Here is a 19,883-nt window from a genome sequence, read left to right as displayed (position 1 = left end):
GTCAGGCCTCGCTCTTCGACGAGCCCGCCTCGACCTCGCCCGCGAACACCTCGCCGTCGATCTCCACGTCGTCGGCATCGTCGAACTCGATCTGCAGGACAAGCGTGTGGTCGTCGCCACGGGCGATGATCTCACCCGTGCCGCTCGCACCGGTCAGCTCTCCGGTGCCGGAGTCGGGGACGACATGCAGCACGCCTCCGCCAGCAGCAGGACGGCCCCTCGCGACCGTGTTCGCGTGCCAGAACGCGAGCGTGCCCGTCCTGCCGGCGATCGAGCCCTCGAAGGCGTCGATCGCGACGTACGTGCCCGAACCATGCTTCTCGTTGAAAGCGCCAGCGAAGAGCACCTCGCTGCGCCCCTCGATGTCACCGCCTGAGATGGCACGGACGATGAATGCACCGCCAAGCGGTGCGGCGGTCTCGATGCCGACGGCTCTGCCGTTGGCATCCCAGGCTTCGATGGTGAAAGAGCTCTCTGCGCGCATGCCACGAGGATACGACGGCGCACCGACAAAGCGACGGGAACTCCGGCGCGGTCAGTCGAGTGAGAGGAAGGCTCGGAGCCGTTCCGCCGAATCGGCGACCGCGACGGAGCCCGCCTCCTCGCCGAGGCGGCCGTAGCCCCAGGACACGTACACCGCGGGCACGCCGTGCTCGGCAGCCCCCTCGACGTCATAGAACCGGTCGCCGATCATCAGCACGTTGCTGAGGTCGACGCCCGCGACGTCGAGTCGACGAAGCGCCTCCTCGATGACGTCGGCCTTGGCCGAGCGCACCTCGTCGTCGGAGGCTCCCGTGATGGTGAGGAAGCTCTCATCGATCCCGTAGCTCTCGAGGATGACTCTCGCCGAGCTCTCCGGCTTGCTCGTCGCCGTCGATTGCGGGATACCTGCGGCATGCACGTCGCGGATGACCTGCAGCACCCCGGGGTACGCGTCGCCGATGAACGACTCAGAGGCGCGGTAGATCGCGCGATAGCGTTCGGTCGCCTCGATGGGGTCGAGCCCGTAGGCGGCGAACGTCTCGTGGATCGGAGGGCCGACGTGCTTGAGCAGCTCGCTGTCGCTCGGGATCGGCAGCCCGTAGCTCGAGAGAACCGTGCGCAGGCTGTTCAGGATGCCAGGAGCCGAGTCGCTGATCGTCCCGTCGAGGTCCCAGAGCACCGCCGTGTACGGGGCGATGCCGGTACCGCGCTCGAGGTCGACCACGCGAGTCGTCGTTGTGGCCGCAGGCTGGACGGCCGGTGTCGGCTGCGGGTCGGTCGGGACCCGGCCTTCCGTTTCTGGAGAGCTTGTGTGCGTCATGTCCGAGCCAGTGTAGTGAGGGCTTGCCGAGCGGCAGGCGACAGCCCGCTGAACAGCTGGGGTGCGCGCGGCTAGAAGAGGCGCATGTGGCGCGGGTCGACGCCGCGCATCTCGTCGTAGTCGAGGATGACGCAGCGGATGCCGCGGTCCTCGGCGAGCGTGCGTGCCTGCGGGGCGATCTCCTGCGCGGCGAACACCCCGGAGACGGGAGCGAGCAGCGGGTCGCGGTTCATGAGCTCGAGGTAGCGCGTCAGCTGCTCGACGCCGTCGATGCCTCCGCGACGCTTGATCTCCACGGCCACAGAAGCGCCGCTCTCGTCGCGCGCGAGGATGTCGACCGGCCCGATCGCGGTCATGTACTCCCGGCGCACGAGCGCATGCCCCTCGCCGAGCAGGTCGATCTGGTCGGCGAGCAGCTTCTGGAGGTGCGCCTCGACGCCGTCCTTCTCGAGGCCGGGGTCTTTGCCGAGCTCGTGGGAGTGGTCGCCGAAGACCTCGCCGATCGTGACGAGCAGCTGGTCGCCGGTCTTCGTCTGCGTGACCCGCCAGAGCGCGGTGATACCCGCCTCGAGCTGGGTTGCGTCCGGTTCCTCCTCGACGATCGAGCAGGGTGCGCTCATCCAGTTCAGCGGCTTGTAGCTGCCGCCGTCGGAGTGCACCAGGAGGCTGCCGTCGGCCTTTCGCATGAGCACACGGGGGGCCATGGGGAGGTGGGCGGTGAGACGGCCGATGTAATCGACGCTGCAGTTCGCAATGACAAGACGCACCTGACGAGGGTAATCGCTCGGGAAGGACTGGGTGGTCGTGCGCGCCGGTGTCGGCTTGCGAGGAGGTCACTCGAAATTCACCGGGGCGCTACCCGGGGGAAACGGAGTCTTCGCCGGACATGCGAATGGTTCTCATAGCGTCGCCGAGGTACCCCGAAGACGGACCGGAAGGAACCAGATGCCCAGCATCATCCGCAGACCACTCGCCGGAGGCGCTGTCGCGCTCACCGCGCTCGCCATCGCAGGCACCGCGTTCGCCGCGACGCCGGCCGCCGCCGCCGAGCCTGGCCCGAAGAACGTGATCGTGCTCATCGGCGACGGAATGGGCTACAACTTCGTGGACCTCGCGAACGCCCACACCAGCGGCGAGACCTACTACCAGGTCACCACGGGCGGGGACAAGAAGGTCATCCCCGCTGGCAGCAACGCTGACCGACCGACGGAGGGCTTCCAGAGCTGGGACCTCGCCGGCATGTCCACGCACTGGGCTGAGGGCCCCGCGTACGACCCCGCGGAGTCCTGGACCGACTTCGAGTGGAACAAGAACGACCCGACCGACTCCGCCGCAGCTGGAACCGCCATGGCGACAGGCGTCAAGACCTACAACGCCGGCATCGGAGTTGACGTCGACGAGAACGTCGTCGAGAACCTCTCGGAGCGTGCGAACTCGCTCGGCAAGTCGACGGGCGTCGTCACGAGCGTGCCGTTCTCGCACGCCACACCCGCCGCCTACTCGGCGCACAACGTGTCGCGCAACGACTACCACGGCATCGCCGCCCAGCAGCTCTCTGGCGAGATGGATGTCGTGATCGGCGCGGGCCACCCGTTCTACGATGACGACAACCAGCCGTTGGTCGCCCCGAACTACCAGTACGTGGGCCAAGCGGAGTGGGAGGCGGCGACCAGCGGAGCGAGCGACTACGCCTTCCTGGAGACGAATGAGGACTTCGAGGCGCTCACCGAGGGCGACACCCCCGAGCAGGTCTTCGGGGTCCCCCAGGTCGGCTCGACGCTGCAGCAGGGCCGCACGGACACCGGTGCGAAGAACGACGTGCCGGGTCTCGCGACGCTCACCGAGGGCGCCCTCAACGTGCTCGACAACAACGACAGCGGCATGTTCCTCATGGTCGAGGGCGGCGCGATCGACTGGACCGGGCACGCCAACCAGACCGACCGAGCGCTCGAGGAGACCCTCGATTTCAACGATGCCGTGGATTCCGTCATCGACTGGGTCGAGACCGAGTCGAGCTGGGATGAGACGCTTGTCGTCGTCACCGCCGACCACGAGACCGGTTACCTCTCTGGCCCGGTCGAAGGCCAGTTCACGCCTATGACGGTCGAGAACCACCTCGACTATGCCACCCACTCGTGGAACTCCACGAACCACACCAACCAGCTTGTGCCCTTCTTCTACAAGGGTGCAGGTGCCGAGCAGCTCACGGCGCTCGCCGATCAGCGGGACCCGCTGCGCGGCCACTACCTCGACAACACCGAGATGGCGCAGTGGCTGCTGACGTCCGCGTGGGTCGAGGCCGCTCCGCCGACGCCGACCGCGACGACCGAACCGACCGCCACGACCGAGCCGACGGCCACGACCGCACCGACCGCCACGGCGACGACTGAGCCGACGGCCACCACCGCACCGACGGCGACGGCGACGACCGAGCCGACCGCGTCCGCAACGGCATCCGCCACCGCTCCTGCCACTGCGGGTCCTGCACCCACGAGCACCTCGGCGACCGGCCAGGGCGGGGACTCGCTGGCCACGACCGGCGCAGAGGGTGCCGCGCCCATCGCGATTGGTGCTGGTCTGCTCCTCGCCGCGGGCATCACCGTTGCACTCGTCGCCCGTCGACGCGCTGCGACCGAGCGCGAGTAGCTCCCAACAGCGAGGAGTCGCCACGAGCGCGCAGCTCGCGCGCGAAACGCACGGCTGGCCGGTCCCGGATGCACGGACCGGCCAGCTTGCGTGCGTCGCTAGGACTTCGCGCCAGTGAAGGCGAGCGCGCCGCCGAGCCCGATCATCATGGCTCCGCCCGTCGCGGACATGCCGGAGATGCGCTTGGGGGAGCGCGCGAACCAGGCCCGGGCCGTACCGGCGAAGAGCGCCCACGCACAGTCGAAGACGAGTGCGAGCAGGAGGAAGCAGACGCCGAGCTCCAGGAGCTGGAGCCAGGCGGGCCCGGCCGCCGGCGACACGAACTGGGGAAGCACGGCCACGAAGAACGCGATCGTCTTCGGGTTCGTGCTGCCGACGATGAAGCCCTGTGTGAGCAGCTTGAACGCGCTCGAAGGAACGGGCGCCGCGGCCTCGAGGTGCGCGTTCCTGGTGCGGATCGCCTGCACGCCGAGCCAGACGAGGTAGACCGCGCCGACGATCTTGATGATCGTGAACGCCACGACCGACGAGGCGACAAGGGCCCCGACCCCGAGCGCCACTGCGAGGACCGCCGGGATCATCCCGATCGCGTTGCCGACGACGCTCAGCACGCCAGCCCGACGGCCGAGCGCGATCGACCTGCCGATCACGAAGAGCACGCTCGGCCCCGGGATGAGGATGAGCAGCACCGACGCGACGGCGAAGGCGAGCAGGCTGTCGATTGGGACCATGACGAGAACGTACCCCTCGGGAGGCCCGCGCGCGAGCGATCCCGGCGGGCCAGTCAGTCGAATCGTCGGCCAGGCGTGTGAACCCCGTCGTTCGGCAGCGAGCTCGTTCGGAGCGGGCCTCCCGAGCAGTCAGAGCTCTTCGGAGGCTCGCCCTTCACGCTCAGGCCGGGATCACGCCGTAGGCGTAGGCGAACTCGGTGGTGCGCTGGTTGCGGTCGTTGTTGTCCGCCGGGAGGAAGCCCACGTGCCCAGCGGTCGACGTCACATCGAAGGAACCAGCGCCCGGAGCGTCGTAGACGATGTCGAACTCGAGGAAGTCGCCAGCGTCGAGCGGTGTCCCGAACGCGGCGACAAGCTCCTGCACGCTCGAGCCGTTCTGACGATCCGGTGCGGTCACGCTCTGGAGGAAGTCACTCGTCGCGGCGCCGTTGCGGCGGACGTTGGTGATGGAGAACGTCGTCGTCGAACGGTAGTCGAACCTGACGACGGCTGCGCCAGACGCAGGAAGCGGGCTCGGACCGACCGACGTGATCTTGACCGACGTCGGGCGGCTCGTGCGGGCTGGCCCGGTGCCGAGGGGAACCGTCTCGAAGCTCGCCTCGGTCTCTGCGGCGTACGGCGCGGCTGGCTCGAGCTCGGTGACACCGACGCCCTGCAGCACGTTGTTGTCGGTCTTGGTCTCGGGAGACAGGGACGTCGCACTGACCCGGGCTCCCGTGATCTTCGTCGGGTCGTACGCGTCGTTCGGGTAGCGGAGAAGCACGGTCGACTCCACGACGAGCACCACCGCACCGGTGGGGAAGATCGGGTCGTCGGACTCGTTGACGGGAACCGAGACGGGGACGAGCCACTTGAGCTCGGTGCGTGTCCCGGTCACGATCGTCTCGACGTCGTCGACGTACGTGGGCTCGGTGGCCCCGGCGACCCGGTACCCGACGCGGTCGATGGTGGCCACCTCGTTGTCGACCGTGTAGCTGGCCTGGAACCCCGAATCAGGGGAAGGGGCGTCGCCGAAGTTCGCGACGGCGAAGTTGCTGAGCGGCACGAACGACGTGTACCGCTGGGAGTAGTCCGGCGTGAACAGGGGAAGGGAATCACCGAACTGCAGGCCGACGATCGCGAGATCGAACCCGGCGGTCGTCGTGCTCGCCGACGCCGACGGCGCTCCGACGGCCAGCGTCACGAGGGGGATGCTCCAGGCGCCGGCAGTCACGATGGCGCGCCGCGAGGGGAGCTGGTTCTCGGTCTTGCTGCTGTTCGAGGGAAGGGATGCACGCATGGTGGAACTCCAGAGTGGGATCTGTTGGCGCCGGCGTCGGGTGCGCGCAGCGTCGGCGAGCCCAGGGGCGACCCGCAATGCCCACATTTGCAGGAAATCACCCGGGTGGCGATGGGGAGAACTCCCCGAGGCTCAGCTCGGATCCGCGGAGATGCGCGAGCGAACCCGTGCTTCCGCTACCGCGCGGCGCCCGGAACGAGCCACTTCGTGCCGCGTTCCCTGGCGCCCAGGACGAGCGCCCGCGCGCCCATCGTGCCGACGGCGAAGGACGCCCACAGCACCCCGAGACCGGCCGCGCCGTGCATCCCGAGCTGCAGCACGAGCGTCACGCCGACCACCAGCACGAGCAGGGGCGGGATGCCCGCCAGTGCCAGGTAGCGAACGTCACCCGCGCCGATGAGGATGCCGTCGAGCACGTACACGAACCCTGCGATCGGCGTCCCGGCAGCGAGGATGAGGAACCCGACGGGCAAAAGGGAGAGCACAGCGGTATCGCTCGTGAAGACGTACCCGAGAACCCAGGCGAGGGCCGCGAAGACGACTGCGAGGATCACGCCGAACCAGAACCCCCACTGCTTGAGGCGGCGGGAGATCGCCGTGACCCGCTTCGTGTCACCGGCACCCAGCGCGTGCCCGACCATCGCCTGGCCCGCGATCGCGAGCGCGTCCAGGGTGAAGGCGATGAGGCTGTTGACCGAGAGGAGGATCTGCAGTGAGGCCAGCTCTGCGACCCCCTGCTGTCCGGCCGCCCACACCAGCACGACGAGGGATGCGCGCAGCGTGAGGGTGCGCAGCACCATGAACGCGTTCGCTGAGAAGACCGTTCGAGGGTCGCCGATGCCCGGCCGGAGCGAGACGCCGAGCTCGCGGCCCGCCCGGACCGCGATGACGATGTAGACGATCGCCATGCCCCACTGCGCGATGACGGTGCCGAGAGCAGACCCCGCGATGCCCCAGCCGAAGCCGTAGATGAAGACCGCGTTCAGCGCCCCGTTGACGGCGAAGCCCGCGATGGCGACGACCAGCGGCACCTTGGTGTTCTGCAGTCCGCGCAGCAGGCCCATGGCGGCAATGACGAGGAGCATCGCGGGGAGTCCCCACAGGCTCAGCGAGAGGTACGTGTTCGCGGCCTCGATGGCGCCAGGGTCGCTCGTGAAGACGCCGACGAGCGGGGCGCTCAGGGGAAGGCCGACGATGAGGAGTACGAGGCCGCAGAAGGCCGCCAGCCACATGCCCTCGATGCCGGCGCGGATGGCGCCTGGACGGTTGCCGGAGCCGAGCAGCCGCGCCACGACCGGGGTCGTCGTGTAGGCCAGGAACACCATGATGCCGACGATCGTGTGCAGGATCGTCGCCGCGACCCCGAGGCCCGCGAGCGCCGTATCGCCCAGGTGGCCGACGAGCGCCGTGTCGGTGAGCAGGAACAGGGGCTCGGCCACGAGGGCTCCGAACGCCGGGACCGCGAGGGTCAGGATGCTGCGGTCGAGCGCGCGTGCATCGGTGCGGCCAGCGGGTTGGGAGTTTCGAGATGCGCGCACGGATCCATCCTCCCAGCAGTCAGCGCGAGGCCCGTTGCCCGGAGTCGGGCAGGTGCACGGTCGGTGATCCCGCATCCCCTCGCATGTTCGCCCTGAGGTGATCACAGGGCCTGTGTCGGTGGCGTGTTCTAGCCTGAGGGACATGTCACAGACGGACGACCTCGCCTCCACCGCTCCCGCAACCGAGCAGCTCCCCTCGGGCATCGACCTTGAGGCGCTCGACGCCTCGGTCCGCCCCGCAGACGACCTGTTCAGGCACACCAACGGCAAGTGGATCGCTGCCACGGAGGTACCCGCGTACCTGCCCGCCTACGGCAGCTTCATCCAGTTGCGCGAAGACGCCGAGAAGGCGGTCCTCGACATCCTGAAGAGCGGCGCGGATGCGGAGCCCGGTTCGGAGCTGCGCAAGGCGGCAGACGCCTACGCAGCGTTCATGGACGAGGACAAGCTCGAGGCCCTCGGCTTCGACCCGGTCCGCCCCGACATCGACCGCGCACTCGCCGCATCGACGATCAACGAGTTCCTCCATGTCCTCGGTGACCTCGAGCGCACCGGACTCGGCTCGTTCGTCTCGGCCTACGTCTACCCCGACCTCAAATCGCCCGCAGAGTACGCCCTCTACTTCGAGCAGTCCGGCCTCGGCCTGCCAGACGAGAGCTACTACCGCGAGGAGCAGTACGCCGAGATCCGCGAGCAGTACACGGCGCACATCGCGCGCATGCTCGGCCTCGCGGGACTGGCCGACGCAGAGGCTCGGGCCGCGCGCGTCTTCGCGCTCGAGACCGAGGTCGCCAAGCTCCACTGGGACGTCGTGAAGTCGCGCGAAGCGGAGCTCGCGTACAACCCGCGCACCTTCGCAGAACTCAGCGCGGCCTACGCGAACGTCGACTTCGCAGGCTGGACCGCACGTTGGGGTGCACCGGCCGGCGCACTCGACCGCGTCATCGTCCGTCAGCCCGACTTCTTCGAGGGGGCTGCTGGCCTGCTCACGGAAGAGCGCCTCCAGGGCTGGCAGGACTGGCTCGTCTGGGGCATCGTCTCGCAGTACTCGGGCATCCTCGCCCCGTCGGTCTCCGCGGCCAACTTCGACTTCTACGGCAAGACCCTCCAGGGCACACCAGAGCAGCGCGAGCGCTGGAAGCGTGGCACGGGCCACGCCGAGGGCAAGCTCCCCGAGGCCATCGGCAAGGCCTACGTCGAGCGGCACTTCTCGCCGACTGCGAAGGCCAAGATGCTCGAGCTCGTGGGCTACCTCACCGGCGCCTACCGCGCATCGATCGCCGAGCTGGAGTGGATGAGCCCAGAGACCCGTGAGCGGGCCCTCGACAAGCTCGAGAAGTTCGTCACCAAGATCGGGTACCCAGACCGCTGGCGCGACTACTCCGACCTGGAGATCCGAGACGACGACGTGGTCGGCAACTCGCGTCGGGCCTCCGTCTACGAGGCGGCCTACGAATTCGCCAAGCTCGGCACGCCCGTGCGACGCGATGAGTGGATGATGCCGCCGCAGACCGTCAACGCCTACTACTCGCCAGGCGAGAACGAGATCGTCTTCCCAGCCGCGATCCTCCAGCTGCCGTTCTTCGACGAGCACCGCGACCCCGCCGCGAACTTCGGCGCCATCGGTGCCGTGATCGGCCACGAGATCGGGCACGGCTTCGACGACCAGGGGTCCAAGTACGACGGAGACGGGCGCCTCGAGGACTGGTGGACCGCGACCGACCGCACGGCCTTCGAGCAGCGCACTCGTGCGCTCATCGACCAGTACAACGAACTCTCACCTGAGGGCACCGAGGGCCAGAAGGTCAACGGCGAGCTCACCATCGGAGAGAACATCGGCGACCTCGGCGGACTCGGCATCGCCTGGAAGGCGTACCGCGCCTACCGTGCAGACGCCGGCTTCGACGCAGACGACGAGAACGTCATCGACGGGCTCACCGCGGCGCAGCGGTTCTTCCTCAGCTGGGCGCAGGCGTGGCAGCAGAAGGCGCGCCCCGAGTACGCCAAGCTGCTCCTCGCGGTCGACCCGCACTCGCCCGCCGAGTTCCGGTGCAACCAGATCGTCCGCAACGTCGACGCCTTCTACGACGCCTTCGATGTCACCGACAGTGACGCCCTCTGGCTCGCTCCCGAAGCCAGGGTCACCATCTGGTAGCCCGATTGTCGAGACGGGCCTGACCTCGACGCCTCCCGGGACGCCAGATCGTCACCCGGGAGGCGTCGTCGTTCCGTCTCGTCTGCCCGCTGGGCCGCTACTCCACGCCGATCGGCGTCCAGGCCCCGCCCGACCCCGTCAGCATGATGCGGGCGCCAGAACCCAGGTACGTCGACGCGACCGCGTCTCCCGAACACAGGTCGACGCCTTCCCCCGTGTACACGGTCGACGTCGTGATCCTGTCTTCCGCGTCGCCGAAGAGCAGGGTGAACGAGCCATCGGCGACCGGCAGGGTTCCATCCGGGAGCTCGTAGTTCCCCTCATCGATGCCAGTGCTCTCGACGAGTGACTCGACCGTGTCGCCTGGGCAGGCGATGACCGCACCGGTCGCGCCGCTCGGCAGGAGCGCGCCGAAATCGAGGGTGGCGCCCATCTCGTTCTCGCTGAGGGCATCCGCGATCGACGTGCCTGGCGGCTGCATGCCCTCTTCGGGTGCGGCGTCGTCCGTCTGCTCGGAGCCCGAGCATCCGCTCAGCGCGAGGAGCGCGGTCACGGTGGCGGCGCCGGCAAGCAGCTTGGAGCGGTGTTCGCGGAGCATTCGCAGGGGTTCCCATCGACGGAGCGTGCACTCGGTAGTCGTCTCAGGATGCTCAGCTCGAGGCGAGGAGGTGCGGTTCCCGAGATCGCCGGCGCGCAACGATTCTGCCCCGTGAACTCGAGGATTCGGGTGAGCCTGACCGCGTTGCCGCGCATTCGGCGTCGACCGACCACGCCGACTTGGGGTGGAGCAGTCGCTTCGTTCTGGAGAACTTCCCACAGAAGAGGAATGTCTCCAGCCCGAGGAGCCGAGCCTGTGGCGTCGGCGTTGGTGCTGCTAGGCGGTGTGCACGGGGCACTCGAGCGCCCCGTCGTCTTCTACCTGCGCAACGCGGGGAAGCGCGGTCGGCGTGATGGATGCCACCGCCGGGCTCGCCGGCTTCGTCGCGGGAGTCTCTCGCTCGACGGTGATGCCGAAGAGCAGCTCGATCGCGTCCAAGTACTCGTCGCCGCGACCAGCGCGGGCGAGCTCCTTCGCGCGCACCGAGGGGCTGTGCAGGAGCGTGTTCGCGAGGCGACGCAGAGCCGCCTCGGCGACGCCCGATTCGTCCTTGTTCGCAACGCGCTCGGTCTCCGCGCGCGCGATGTCGGTGATGTGCGAGCGGAGCGCTGCGATGCCCTCCGCGACGCTCGTCTCGGCCTGCTGCTCGACGAACTCGCTGGCCGCGCGGGACACGATGCAGCGAGCCTCATCGGCGGCCCCGAGCTCCTCGAGGGGAGCGTGGATGCGGATGGTCTCGAGGTCGAGCACCGAGATGCCGTCGAGGCGGCCGACGGCCGGGTCGACGTTGCGCGGCATGCCGAGGTCGATGATGAGCGTGGCCTCGGCGCATCCGGGCGCGAGACGTGCACCGAGCATGAGGTCGTAGTCGATGACCACCGTGTCGGCGCTCGAGCAGGTGACGACGAGGTCGGCGTTCGAGAGGTGCTCCGGCAGGTTCTGGCTGTCGATGACGAAGACGCCGTCGCGTTCGGCGAACTTGTGGGCGCGACCCGAGGGGGAGTACACGCCGACGCGGGTGACGCCGCGGTCCTGCAGGGCCTTGAGCGAGGCTGCCGCGTACGAGCCGGTGCCGACGAGCACGACCTGCGCGGTGCTCCAGTCGGCGATCTGGGATGCGGCGAGCTCGAGCGAGAGGCGCACGAGGGATCGGCCCGCGCTCTGCAGCTTCGTGCCCGACTTGATGCCGCGCGAGGTTGTGGACGCGGACTGGAAGAGACGCTCGAGCTGCGAGGTCGACATGCCAGCCGCACGTGATTCCTCGAGTGCCCGGCGGACCTGTCCGGAGATCTCGCCCTCGCCGACGACCACCGATTCGAGGCCGCTCGAGACGGCGAAGAGGTACTCGGGCACCTGGGTGTCGTGGATGACGGCCATGTTTGCGCGGAGCGTCTCGACGGAGACGTCGAGCGCCGTCGCGATGGTCGGCATGAGCTCGGGAGCGACCGGCTGCGCCGTGTCGATGTCGAGGTAGATCTCGAAGCGGTTGCAGGTGGCGAGCACAATGGCTCCGTCGACGCCAGGGGCGTCGCGGAGCGCGGACTCAAGTCCGCCATCTTCGCGGGCCGCGAGCTTTTCAAGGACTGGGAAGCTCGCGGTGCGGTGATTGGCACTCAGACACAGCAACACGATTACTTATTGTAGAAGTTCTCCGCGCTTTCGCTTCTGAGCCATACCTTCCCTTAAACCTCTTGCGATCCGGCAGACCCGGGAATCCGCCGTCGGATGCCCGCTGTACGGCCCCGCTCGGGTGCCGGGTGGAGAATGGGCGGGTGACCGAAACAGCTCCTGCACCCCTGCCGCTCAGCGACTCGCATCCTCTCTCCTCTGGCCTCACTGCCGACGCTCCGCTCATCCGCGCGGCACGCGGGGACCGACCTGAGACGCTCCCGGTGTGGTTCATGCGACAGGCTGGCCGCTCGCTGCCCGAGTACCGCGAGCTGCGCAAGGGCATCGAGATGCTCGACTCCTGCCTGCGTCCGGAGCTCGCCGCGGAGATCACGCTGCAGCCCGTGCGTCGTCACCGCGTCGACGCGGCGGTCTTCTTCAGCGACATCGTTGTTCCGCTCAAGCTCATCGGCGAGGCCGTCGATATCGTCCCAGGCACCGGTCCGGTCTTCGAGAACCCGGTGCGCTCCTCGCAGGAGGCGCACGAGTTCGCTGCGCGCATCAGGGCCCGCGTCAGCCCGGAGCTCTTCGCTCCCATCAGCGAGGCCGTCTCGCTGACGGTGGCGGAGCTCGGCTCCACGCCGCTCATCGGCTTCGCCGGGGCGCCGTTCACGGTCGCCGCGTATGTCGTCGAGGGCGGTCCCTCGAAGGATCACCTCCGCACGCGCACGCTCATGCAGGCCGACCCTGAGGCATGGGCCGACCTCTCCGGCGCGATCGCCGAGCTCTCTGCCGCGTTCCTGGAGGCGCAGGTGCGCGCGGGGGCGAGCATCGTGCAGCTCTTCGACTCGTGGGCTGGCTCGCTCAGTCGCGATCGCTACCAGAAGTCGATCGCCGCCTCGAGCGGCCTGGCGCTGGAGCGGGTGCGGGCCCTGCGCACGCCGGGTGGCGAGCGCGTCCGCACGATCCACTTCGGCGTCGGCACCGCCGAGCTGCTGCCGGATATGCACGCGATCGGGGCGGACGTCATGGGGGTCGATGACCGCATCACGCTCGACGAGGCCTCCCGCCGCCTCGGTGGCGGTGTGCCGCTGCAGGGCAACGTCGACCCTGCTGTGCTCGGCGCGGGCGACGCCGTGCTCCAGGAGCACGTGCGAGATGTCGTTCGGCGGGGGAACTCGGCACCCGCGCACATCCTCAACCTCGGCCACGGCGTTCCGCCGTCCGCCGATCCGGCCGTGCTGACCGGCCTCGTGGAGTTCGCGCACTCGCTGCCGGACGGCGGTCGGGTCGAGTGACCCGACCACCCCTCGGCCAGTCGACGCCTGACCTCGTTGTCGTCGGCGGGGGCATCGCGGGGATGCTCGCGGCGAGACGGGCCGCTGGCCGTGGTGCCAGCGTGGTGATCGTCGAGGCGGGAGATCGACTCGGCGGAATGATCTGCCGCGCAGACCTGGGCGGGCTGCCGATCGACATCGGCGCTGAGGCGTTCGCGACGCGCGGTGGCGCGTTCGCGGCCCTGCTGCACGAGCTCGGGATGCACGGCGACATCGTCGAGCCGCGGGCACTGGGCTCCTGGGTCGTGACCGACGCGACCGCTGCTCCGATGCCGGCCGGGGGGATGCTCGGCATACCTGGGGAAGCGGCTCTGCGTGACGCGGAGTCCCGTGCCGCGGTGCACGCCGCGATCGGCGACGAAGGCATCGCGGAGCTCGAACGCGACCGCACGCTCAGCCCGGGCGTCGGCGCCGACGCCTCCGACCTCGAGTCGCTGGTGCTCGCGCGCATGGGGCCGACCGTGCTCGGCCGGCTCGTCGCGCCGGTCACGCGGGGCGTGTACTCGCTCGACCCGGCGGAGCTCGACCACCGGGTGCTCATCCCGGGTCTCGCCGAGCGCATCCACGAGCACGGCTCCCTGGCGGCCGCCGTCGCGGCGCTCAGGAGGAGCGCGCCCCCTGGCGCCGCAGTTCGCACCGTCGAGGGAGGCATGCACCGCGTCGTGGCGCGGCTCGAGCACGACCTCGCCGAGCTCGACGTCGATGTCCGGCTCTCCACTCGCGTCGCTTCCGTGCTCGAAGGCGGCTCCGCCCTCGAGCAGGTCTGGCGCGTCGAGCTCGAAGGCGGGGAGCCGCTGTTCGCGAAGCGCATCCTGTCGACCGTCGCGGTTCCGCGCTCCGTGTCCGCCCGCGACGACGACTCCGAGGGGTCATCCGGCGAGGCGCCTGCGATCGGCGGCGCCGCCGCAGTCCCCGCCGAGGTCGTCGCGCTGCTCGTCCGAGCTCCGCAGCTCGACGCTCACCCGCGAGGCACTGGCGTGCTCGTCGGCGACCCGAGCGCAACCATCCGGGCGAAGGCGCTCACTCACGTCACCGCGAAGTGGGCCTGGCAGGAGGCGGCATCCAATGGGATGCACGTGCTCCGGCTCTCCTACGGTCCACAAGCTCGCGGGGGGAGCGAGCCGCTCACGTATTCGCTCAGCGACGATGAGACGATCGAGCTCGCACGCGGCGATGCCGGGCGCCTGCTCGGCATCGCCATCGAGCGCGAGGACGTCATCGCTCTGGCGAGGCACGTCTGGCGCATCCCGGCCCCCGCCGCGCGCATCGGACGATCCGCTGAGCTCCGGGGTGCACGCGACGAGGCTCGGCGGACGCCAGGAGTCGCGCTCGCCGGCACCTGGATCGACGGGACGGGGCTCGCGAGTGTCATCCCAGGGGTGCTGCGCGCCGTGGATGAGCTCTTCCCCGAGGACGCACAGGCTTAGCGCGAGTTGAGATGCCTCGCGGGGCTAGGCTTGCTCCGTGGCTTGATCGCGCCCGATTGACCGATCGCTGGCGTACCGGCGAACGATAGGAGTTTTCATGAAGAAGTTCGTGTTTGTGCTTGGCCTCGGTGCCGGGTACGTCCTTGGTGCTCGCGCGGGGCGCAAGCGCTACGAGCAGATCTCCTCCGTCGCGCAGACGGTGTGGGACACGAAGCTCGTCCGCTCCAAGCGTGCTGAGGTCGACGAGTTCTCCCGCAAGCTCGCTCCGAAGGTCGCCGACGCGGCCGTCAGCGGCGCGAAGCTCGTGACGGCCCAGGTCACGAAGGCGGTCAAGGACAACGGCAAGAAGAGTTCGTCCGGCAAGTCGAACCCGCCTGCTCCCTCCGGAACCGTCGGCAACCCGAGCAGCGACGCGTCCTAACCAGCACTCCCAGCAGAGAGCGACACACCCATGTCTGAGTCGTCAGAAAAGACGCCGATCCGCGGGCCCTTCCCCGGTATCGGCCGCACGAGGGCCAACCCGAAGTCACGGTCGAGCCTCGGCACGCTCGTGACCGATGTCCCCAAGCTCCTCACGAAGCTCGTGCGCGACGAGGTCGAGCAGGGCAAGCGAGAGCTCATCTCGACCGGCACGAAGTACGGCATCGCGGTCGGCCTGTTCGCCGCTGCGGCGTTCTTCGCGCTCACGCTGTGGGCAGTGCTCGTGACCGCTGCCGTCCTCGGACTCAACACGGTGTTCGCGCCGTGGCTCTCCGCGCTCATCGTGGCAGGAGCGTTCCTGCTGATCGTCATCGTGCTCGGCCTCGCCGGCTACCTCGCGCTGAAGCGCGCGGGCAAGCTCGCCCCGGAGCGCACGATCGCCAGCGTCAAGCAGGATGTCAACGCAGTGAAGGGGCTCGGACAGTATGAGTGAGCAGAACGGCGAGGCGACCCTCGCGAAGAAGGAAGACAAGCGCAACGACGGTCAGCTGAAGGCTGACATCGAGCGCACCCGACGTGAGCTGGCGGCAACGCTCGACGCGATCGAGGTGAAGGTCGACCCGCGCATCCGCGGCCGCGAACTCCTCGAATCAACCCGCCACAGCATCCAGCGCCTGAAGGAAGACAACCCGCTCCTGCTCGCGGGTATCGCTACTGGTGCCGCGGTCGTCGTGGCCGGTGGCGTGACCGCCGCCGTCGCACTGTACCGCCGCTCTCGCTGAGCTCCGTCGGCTGTGCGCCGCACCCCAAACACTCCTCGACATTTCGTAGAATAGGACCATGACCCACTCGAATGAGGTCCCGGCTTTCGCCGCCGAGCCCAACGCAACGTCCCCAGTCCCCGCAGAGCACGCATCGGCAGCTCAGCAGGGCGCCCCAGAGGCCCACCAGGGCGCTGAGGAGCAGGGGGGAGGCGCGACGCTCACCGAGTACACGATGATCTCGGTCTTCCGACGAGAGACGCTCAACGAGCTCGTCCTGTCGGGTCGCGACGCCATCAAGGCGGTCGACGAACTCGACGGCATCGTCGCGGAGCTGGCCGAGAACGGCGTCAAGGTGCGCGGCTTCTACGACGTCTCCGGGTTCCGGCACGATGGCGAGCTCATGGTGTGGCTGCACGGCGAAGTGCCCGAGAGTCTGCAGTGGGGCCTGCGCCAGATCCGCCGCAGCGAGCTCATCGCGCCGCTCACACCGTCCTGGCAGATCGTCGGAGTGCACCGCGCCGCCGAGTTCAGCGCACGCCACATGCCCGCGTACATGCTCGGCAAGGAGCCGCGCCAGTGGGTCACCGTCTACCCGTTCGTGCGCTCCTACGAGTGGTACCTGCTGCCGGAGGACGAGCGTCGTCAGATGCTCGCCGAGCACGGCCGCGCCGGATCCTCGTACACGTCGACCCTCACCAACACCGTCGCGTCCTTCGGAATCAGCGACTACGAGTGGCTGCTCGCGCTCGAGGACGACAACCTCCTCAACCTGGTCGACATGATGCGTGACCTGCGACAGACCGATGCTCGGCGCCACGTGCGCGAGGAGGTGCCGTTCTACACGGGTCGCTTCCTGCAGACCTCCGAGATCGTCGAGGTGCTGCAGTGACCGACGTCGCTGCACCGCAGACCGGTTCGCAGCCGAAGGGCCGCAAGCCCGGCCCGGCGACGTACACCCGCGTCGAGGTCAATGCTGCCGTGAGCGCCGCCTCCGCCGCCGCCAAGTTCGGCCCGGAGCACACGACCGAGCCCGTCGCGTACGACGGCATCCTGCTCGCCTCCTTCGGCGGGCCGGAAGGACAGGATGAGGTCATCCCGTTCCTGCGCAACGTGACGGCAGGCCGTGGCATCCCAGACGAGCGGCTCGAGGAAGTGGCCCACCACTACCGGCACTACGGCGGCGTGAGCCCCATCAACGAGCAGAATCGTCAGCTGAAGGCCTCCATCGAGCGGGAGCTCGAGCTGCGCGGTATCGACCTGCCCGTCTTCTGGGGCAACCGCAACTCCGAGCCGTACTTCAACGACGTGCTCCTCGACGCCCGCGAAGCCGGCTGCTCGACGCTCATCGCAGTCGCCACGAGTGCCTACTCGTCCTTCTCCAGCTGCCGTCAGTACCGCGAGGACTTCGCGGACGCGCTCGAGGACACGGGACTCGGCGGGCAGCTCACGATCGACAAGGTGCGCGCCTTCTTCGACCACCCGGGCTTCGTCGCCCCCTTCATCGAGGGTGTCCGCGACGCCGTGCTCAGCCTCGCTCAGGAAGACGCCCAGCTCGACCTGGCCACCGAGGTCGAGGTGCTCTTCACGACGCACTCGGTGCCGATGGCGGATGCCGCGAACTCGGGCCCTCCTGGCGCGGGCTTCGGTGAGAGCGGCGCATACGCCGCCCAGCACCTCGCGGTCGCGGAGGTCGTCGCCCTCGCGGCTCTGCAGGAGCTCGCGGAAGACACGACCATCTCAGGCCGAGTGCCTGAGCAGCTCTCCTGGCAGCTCGTCTACCAGTCGCGCTCCGGCCCGCCCTCGCAGCCGTGGCTCGAGCCCGACATCAACGACGTCATCGCGGAGCTCCCGTCGAAGGGCGCCAAGGCGGTCGTCGTCGTGCCGATCGGCTTCGTCTCCGACCACATGGAGGTCCTCTGGGACCTCGACAACGAGGCGAAGGACTCGGCAGCGGATGCGGGACTCGCATTCCGCCGCACTCCGACGCCCGGCATCCACGCGAAGTACGTGGAAGGGCTCGTCGACCTCATCCTGGAGCGTCGCGACGCGACCCCCGTCGGAGAGCGTCCGGCGATGACCTCGATCGGACCGTGGTTCGATGTGTGCCGCCCCGGGTGCTGCGCGAACAAGCGACTGGGCTTCAAGCCGGCGGTCTCCGGACTGCTGCCGTGACCCTGCGGATCGGCACGCGAGGCAGCGCGCTCGCGGTCGCGCAGACGTCGACGATGGCGCGGGAGCTCGAGCGCATCACGGGCGAGCAGACCGAGCTGGTGCGAGTGACCACCCATGGCGACGTGACGCGCGCCGCACTGTCGTCGCTCGGCGGTACTGGCGTGTTCGCGAGCGAGCTGCGGGATGCGCTGCTCGCGGGGGAGTGCGACCTCGTCGTGCACTCGCTCAAGGATCTCCCGACCGCGAAGGCCCCTGGCCTCACCGTGGCCGCGTACCCCGTGCGGGAAGATGCGCGCGACGCGCTCTGCTCGCTGGGCGGAGCCTCCGGACTCTCCCTCGCCGAGCTTCCGCACGGCGCGAAGGTCGGCACCGGGTCGCCTCGGCGCGTGGCGCAGCTGCTCACACTGCGCCCCGACCTCGAGATCCGCGACATCCGCGGCAACGTCGAGCGTCGTCTCCGCTTCGTCACCGACGGGGAGCTCGACGCCGTCGTGCTCGCCGCTGCCGGGCTCGAGCGGCTCGGCTTCGCGGATGCCATCACCGAGCGCTTCGACCTCGCCGACTTCCCCAACGCTCCCGGTCAGGGCTGCCTCGCCATCGAGGTCCGCGACGATGACGCACCTGCGGGCGTCGCCGACCTCGACGACCGAGAAGCGCGTGCGGCAGTGCTCGTCGAACGCGGCATTCTCGCGACGCTCGAAGCCGGCTGCGCGGCTCCCGTCGGCGCTGCAGCCCGGTACGCCGACGGAAAACTCGAGGCGTGGGCTACCGTGTATGCAGTAGACGGATCTTCGCGGGTCTCCAGCAGGCGTGCCGTGGAGGTCTCCGACCCCGGCGCATTCGATGCCGCCCAGGCAGAACTGGTCTCGCTCATCTCGACGGACCTCTTCGATCAGGGTGCTGTCGCGCTGATGGCCTGAACGGAGGGTCCGGACGTGAACGGAGGAACCACGATGGATGCACCGCTGAAGGGCTGGAAGATCCTCGTACCCCGTGGAGGCGTCTGGGGCGGCGACGTCGCGGAGGCTGTTCGCGCGCGATCGGCGTTCCCCATCACGGCCCCGCTCATCAACTTCGCGAGCCCGAACGAGGACGACTCCCGGGTACTGAGCGACAAGATCCGCCTGCTCGAGAGCGGACACTACAACTGGATCGCGGTGACAAGCGCCACGGCGGCAGATGTCATGCACTCGCTCGGCGTGAAGGTGCCAGACCACACGCTCATCGCGGCGGTCGGCGAGACGACGGCGGCCTCGCTGACGACGGCCGGGTACCGGGTCGACTTCGTTCCCACGCACGACAACTCCGCCAAGGGGCTGCTCCTGGAGTGGGCCGAGGCGGCTCGCCGCCAGCCTCCCATCTCGGTGCTGTGGCTGCGCTCTGAGGTCGCTCGCCCGACGCTCGCGGAGGGGCTCGCCAGGCGCGGGCACCTCGTCGACTCGGTCGTCGCGTACCGCACGGTGGGTGTGCCGGCGGCGGAGAGCATCCAGTACGACATCCGCAACAGCCGGATCCGCGCGATCCTCGTGACCAGCGGCTCCGTGGCGGAGCAGGTGCACAAGCAGTTTTCGCCGATCCCGGATGAGATCTACATCGCCGCGATCGGCCCCCGGACCGCGAAGGACGCCAGGCAGCTGGGCCTGCGCGTCGACGTCGTCGCCAAGCAGCGCTCGGTCGCGTCGCTGCTCGACGGCCTCGAGTGGCTTGCGAGCGGCAGCGACATGCCGGTGACCGAGGCCATCGATCTGAAAGCACTCCGCGCGTTCGAGGCGAGCGAGCTGCAGGCCGAGCAGGACAGTCGACCGGTGCCGAAGGAAGACATCCCGGCCCTCGACGAGGGACGCGGTCAAGCCCCCAATGACCGCTGAGTTCGCCGCCTGCTGGGCGGATCGAACCCACATGCCG

At 69.0% G+C, this 19,883-nt stretch carries 19 protein-coding genes; 11 read left to right on the top strand and 8 right to left on the bottom strand.

What is annotated here, in order from left to right:
• Nucleotide 1: 1 nt before the first annotated feature.
• The 3 genes from ITJ67_RS06155 to nucS form a co-directional block, all read right to left on the bottom strand.
• The gene (locus ITJ67_RS06155) at nt 2-484 is read right to left on the bottom strand and encodes a DUF3224 domain-containing protein (RefSeq protein WP_194677068.1); all 483 of its coding nucleotides are present in this window, start codon (nt 482-484) and stop codon (nt 2-4) included.
• A gap of 51 nt (nt 485-535) precedes the next feature.
• Nucleotides 536-1,303, bottom strand: coding sequence for an HAD hydrolase-like protein (locus tag ITJ67_RS06150; RefSeq protein ID WP_194677067.1), 768 nt, complete (start codon nt 1,301-1,303; stop codon nt 536-538).
• Nucleotides 1,304-1,374: 71 nt separating this feature from the next.
• On the bottom strand, nt 1,375-2,070 hold the full coding sequence (gene nucS, locus ITJ67_RS06145; RefSeq protein WP_104244101.1) for an endonuclease NucS: 696 nt from the start codon (nt 2,068-2,070) through the stop codon (nt 1,375-1,377).
• Between the two features lie 178 nt (nt 2,071-2,248).
• Between nucS and ITJ67_RS06140 the strand changes: the two genes are divergently transcribed.
• A complete protein-coding gene (locus ITJ67_RS06140; RefSeq protein ID WP_228502369.1) occupies nt 2,249-3,949 on the top strand; it encodes an alkaline phosphatase in 1,701 nt (566 codons plus the stop codon).
• A gap of 98 nt (nt 3,950-4,047) precedes the next feature.
• Here the strand turns inward: ITJ67_RS06140 and ITJ67_RS06135 are convergent, their stop codons facing one another.
• The 3 genes from ITJ67_RS06135 to ITJ67_RS06125 all read right to left on the bottom strand — a co-directional run bounded on the left by ITJ67_RS06135 (nt 4,048) and on the right by ITJ67_RS06125 (nt 7,497).
• A complete protein-coding gene (locus ITJ67_RS06135; protein ID WP_160071165.1) occupies nt 4,048-4,680 on the bottom strand; it encodes a LysE family translocator in 633 nt (210 codons plus the stop codon).
• 160 nt (nt 4,681-4,840) lie between these two features.
• Nucleotides 4,841-5,959, bottom strand: coding sequence for a hypothetical protein (locus ITJ67_RS06130; protein ID WP_194677066.1), 1,119 nt, complete (start codon nt 5,957-5,959; stop codon nt 4,841-4,843).
• Nucleotides 5,960-6,135: 176 nt separating this feature from the next.
• Nucleotides 6,136-7,497, bottom strand: coding sequence for an MATE family efflux transporter (locus tag ITJ67_RS06125; RefSeq protein ID WP_323741403.1), 1,362 nt, complete (start codon nt 7,495-7,497; stop codon nt 6,136-6,138).
• 142 nt (nt 7,498-7,639) lie between these two features.
• Between ITJ67_RS06125 and ITJ67_RS06120 the strand changes: the two genes are divergently transcribed.
• Nucleotides 7,640-9,652: a M13 family metallopeptidase gene (locus ITJ67_RS06120; RefSeq protein ID WP_160071162.1), complete on the top strand. Its 2,013-nt coding sequence runs from the start codon at nt 7,640-7,642 to the stop codon at nt 9,650-9,652.
• A gap of 97 nt (nt 9,653-9,749) precedes the next feature.
• Here the strand turns inward: ITJ67_RS06120 and ITJ67_RS06115 are convergent, their stop codons facing one another.
• Both ITJ67_RS06115 and ITJ67_RS06110 read right to left on the bottom strand, forming a co-directional pair.
• Entirely contained in the window at nt 9,750-10,250 is a 501-nt protein-coding gene (locus ITJ67_RS06115; RefSeq protein ID WP_194677064.1) for a hypothetical protein, read from the bottom strand.
• A gap of 276 nt (nt 10,251-10,526) precedes the next feature.
• Complete coding sequence (locus ITJ67_RS06110; RefSeq protein WP_194677063.1) at nt 10,527-11,879, bottom strand: glutamyl-tRNA reductase; 1,353 nt, start codon at nt 11,877-11,879, stop codon at nt 10,527-10,529.
• Nucleotides 11,880-12,022: 143 nt separating this feature from the next.
• On the opposite strand from ITJ67_RS06110, the gene hemE reads away from it, so the two are divergent.
• From hemE to ITJ67_RS06065, 9 genes are all read left to right on the top strand, one after another.
• Nucleotides 12,023-13,156 (top strand): uroporphyrinogen decarboxylase, encoded by a 1,134-nt coding sequence (hemE, locus tag ITJ67_RS06105; RefSeq protein ID WP_236558321.1) that lies wholly within the window; start codon nt 12,023-12,025, stop codon nt 13,154-13,156.
• Nucleotides 13,153-14,622, top strand: coding sequence for a protoporphyrinogen/coproporphyrinogen oxidase (locus ITJ67_RS06100; RefSeq protein WP_194677062.1), 1,470 nt, complete (start codon nt 13,153-13,155; stop codon nt 14,620-14,622). The genes hemE and ITJ67_RS06100 overlap by 4 nt, the downstream gene beginning before the upstream one ends.
• A 97-nt stretch (nt 14,623-14,719) precedes the next feature.
• Nucleotides 14,720-15,043: a hypothetical protein gene (locus ITJ67_RS06095; protein ID WP_104244117.1), complete on the top strand. Its 324-nt coding sequence runs from the start codon at nt 14,720-14,722 to the stop codon at nt 15,041-15,043.
• Nucleotides 15,044-15,073: 30 nt separating this feature from the next.
• On the top strand, nt 15,074-15,535 hold the full coding sequence (locus ITJ67_RS06090) for a phage holin family protein (protein WP_160071158.1): 462 nt from the start codon (nt 15,074-15,076) through the stop codon (nt 15,533-15,535).
• Nucleotides 15,528-15,824, top strand: a complete 297-nt coding sequence (locus tag ITJ67_RS06085) for a DUF3618 domain-containing protein (RefSeq protein WP_104244121.1) — start codon at nt 15,528-15,530, stop codon at nt 15,822-15,824. The genes ITJ67_RS06090 and ITJ67_RS06085 overlap by 8 nt, the downstream gene beginning before the upstream one ends.
• Before the next feature lie 58 nt (nt 15,825-15,882).
• Complete coding sequence (hemQ, locus tag ITJ67_RS06080) at nt 15,883-16,695, top strand: hydrogen peroxide-dependent heme synthase (protein ID WP_194677061.1); 813 nt, start codon at nt 15,883-15,885, stop codon at nt 16,693-16,695.
• A gap of 89 nt (nt 16,696-16,784) precedes the next feature.
• Entirely contained in the window at nt 16,785-17,978 is a 1,194-nt protein-coding gene (locus ITJ67_RS06075) for a ferrochelatase (RefSeq protein WP_323741405.1), read from the top strand.
• Nucleotides 17,975-18,898 carry a hydroxymethylbilane synthase gene (gene hemC, locus ITJ67_RS06070; RefSeq protein WP_268893482.1) on the top strand — a complete coding sequence of 308 codons (924 nt, stop codon included), beginning with the start codon at nt 17,975-17,977 and terminating at the stop codon, nt 18,896-18,898. The genes ITJ67_RS06075 and hemC overlap by 4 nt, the downstream gene beginning before the upstream one ends.
• A gap of 33 nt (nt 18,899-18,931) precedes the next feature.
• Entirely contained in the window at nt 18,932-19,846 is a 915-nt protein-coding gene (locus ITJ67_RS06065; protein ID WP_160071155.1) for a uroporphyrinogen-III synthase, read from the top strand.
• Nucleotides 19,847-19,883: the final 37 nt, after the last annotated feature.

Origin of the sequence: Pseudoclavibacter sp. VKM Ac-2867, assembly GCF_015351275.1 — a bacterium.
Lineage (GTDB): Bacteria > Actinomycetota > Actinomycetes > Actinomycetales > Microbacteriaceae > Pseudoclavibacter.
The sequence above is the reverse complement of the archived record's forward strand: the minus strand, read 5'-3'. Positions and strand labels throughout refer to the sequence as shown.

Bases quoted from the DNA above. Each gene is read 5' to 3' on its own strand.
- ITJ67_RS06090 (WP_160071158.1), top strand. From the start codon at position 15,074: ATGTCTGAGTCGTCAGAAAAGACGCCGATCCGCGGGCCCTTCCCCGGT.
- ITJ67_RS06085 (WP_104244121.1), top strand. From the start codon at position 15,528: ATGAGTGAGCAGAACGGCGAGGCGACCCTCGCGAAGAAGGAAGACAAG.
- ITJ67_RS06135 (WP_160071165.1), bottom strand. From the start codon at position 4,680: ATGGTCCCAATCGACAGCCTGCTCGCCTTCGCCGTCGCGTCGGTGCTG.
- ITJ67_RS06155 (WP_194677068.1), bottom strand. From the start codon at position 484: ATGCGCGCAGAGAGCTCTTTCACCATCGAAGCCTGGGATGCCAACGGC.
- ITJ67_RS06130 (WP_194677066.1), bottom strand. From the start codon at position 5,959: ATGCGTGCATCCCTTCCCTCGAACAGCAGCAAGACCGAGAACCAGCTC.
- ITJ67_RS06115 (WP_194677064.1), bottom strand. From the start codon at position 10,250: ATGCTCCGCGAACACCGCTCCAAGCTGCTTGCCGGCGCCGCCACCGTG.
- ITJ67_RS06095 (WP_104244117.1), top strand. From the start codon at position 14,720: ATGAAGAAGTTCGTGTTTGTGCTTGGCCTCGGTGCCGGGTACGTCCTT.
- ITJ67_RS06065 (WP_160071155.1), top strand. From the start codon at position 18,932: ATGGATGCACCGCTGAAGGGCTGGAAGATCCTCGTACCCCGTGGAGGC.
- ITJ67_RS06120 (WP_160071162.1), top strand. From the start codon at position 7,640: ATGTCACAGACGGACGACCTCGCCTCCACCGCTCCCGCAACCGAGCAG.
- ITJ67_RS06140 (WP_228502369.1), top strand. From the start codon at position 2,249: ATGCCCAGCATCATCCGCAGACCACTCGCCGGAGGCGCTGTCGCGCTC.
- ITJ67_RS06150 (WP_194677067.1), bottom strand. From the start codon at position 1,303: ATGACGCACACAAGCTCTCCAGAAACGGAAGGCCGGGTCCCGACCGAC.
- hemQ (WP_194677061.1), top strand. From the start codon at position 15,883: ATGACCCACTCGAATGAGGTCCCGGCTTTCGCCGCCGAGCCCAACGCA.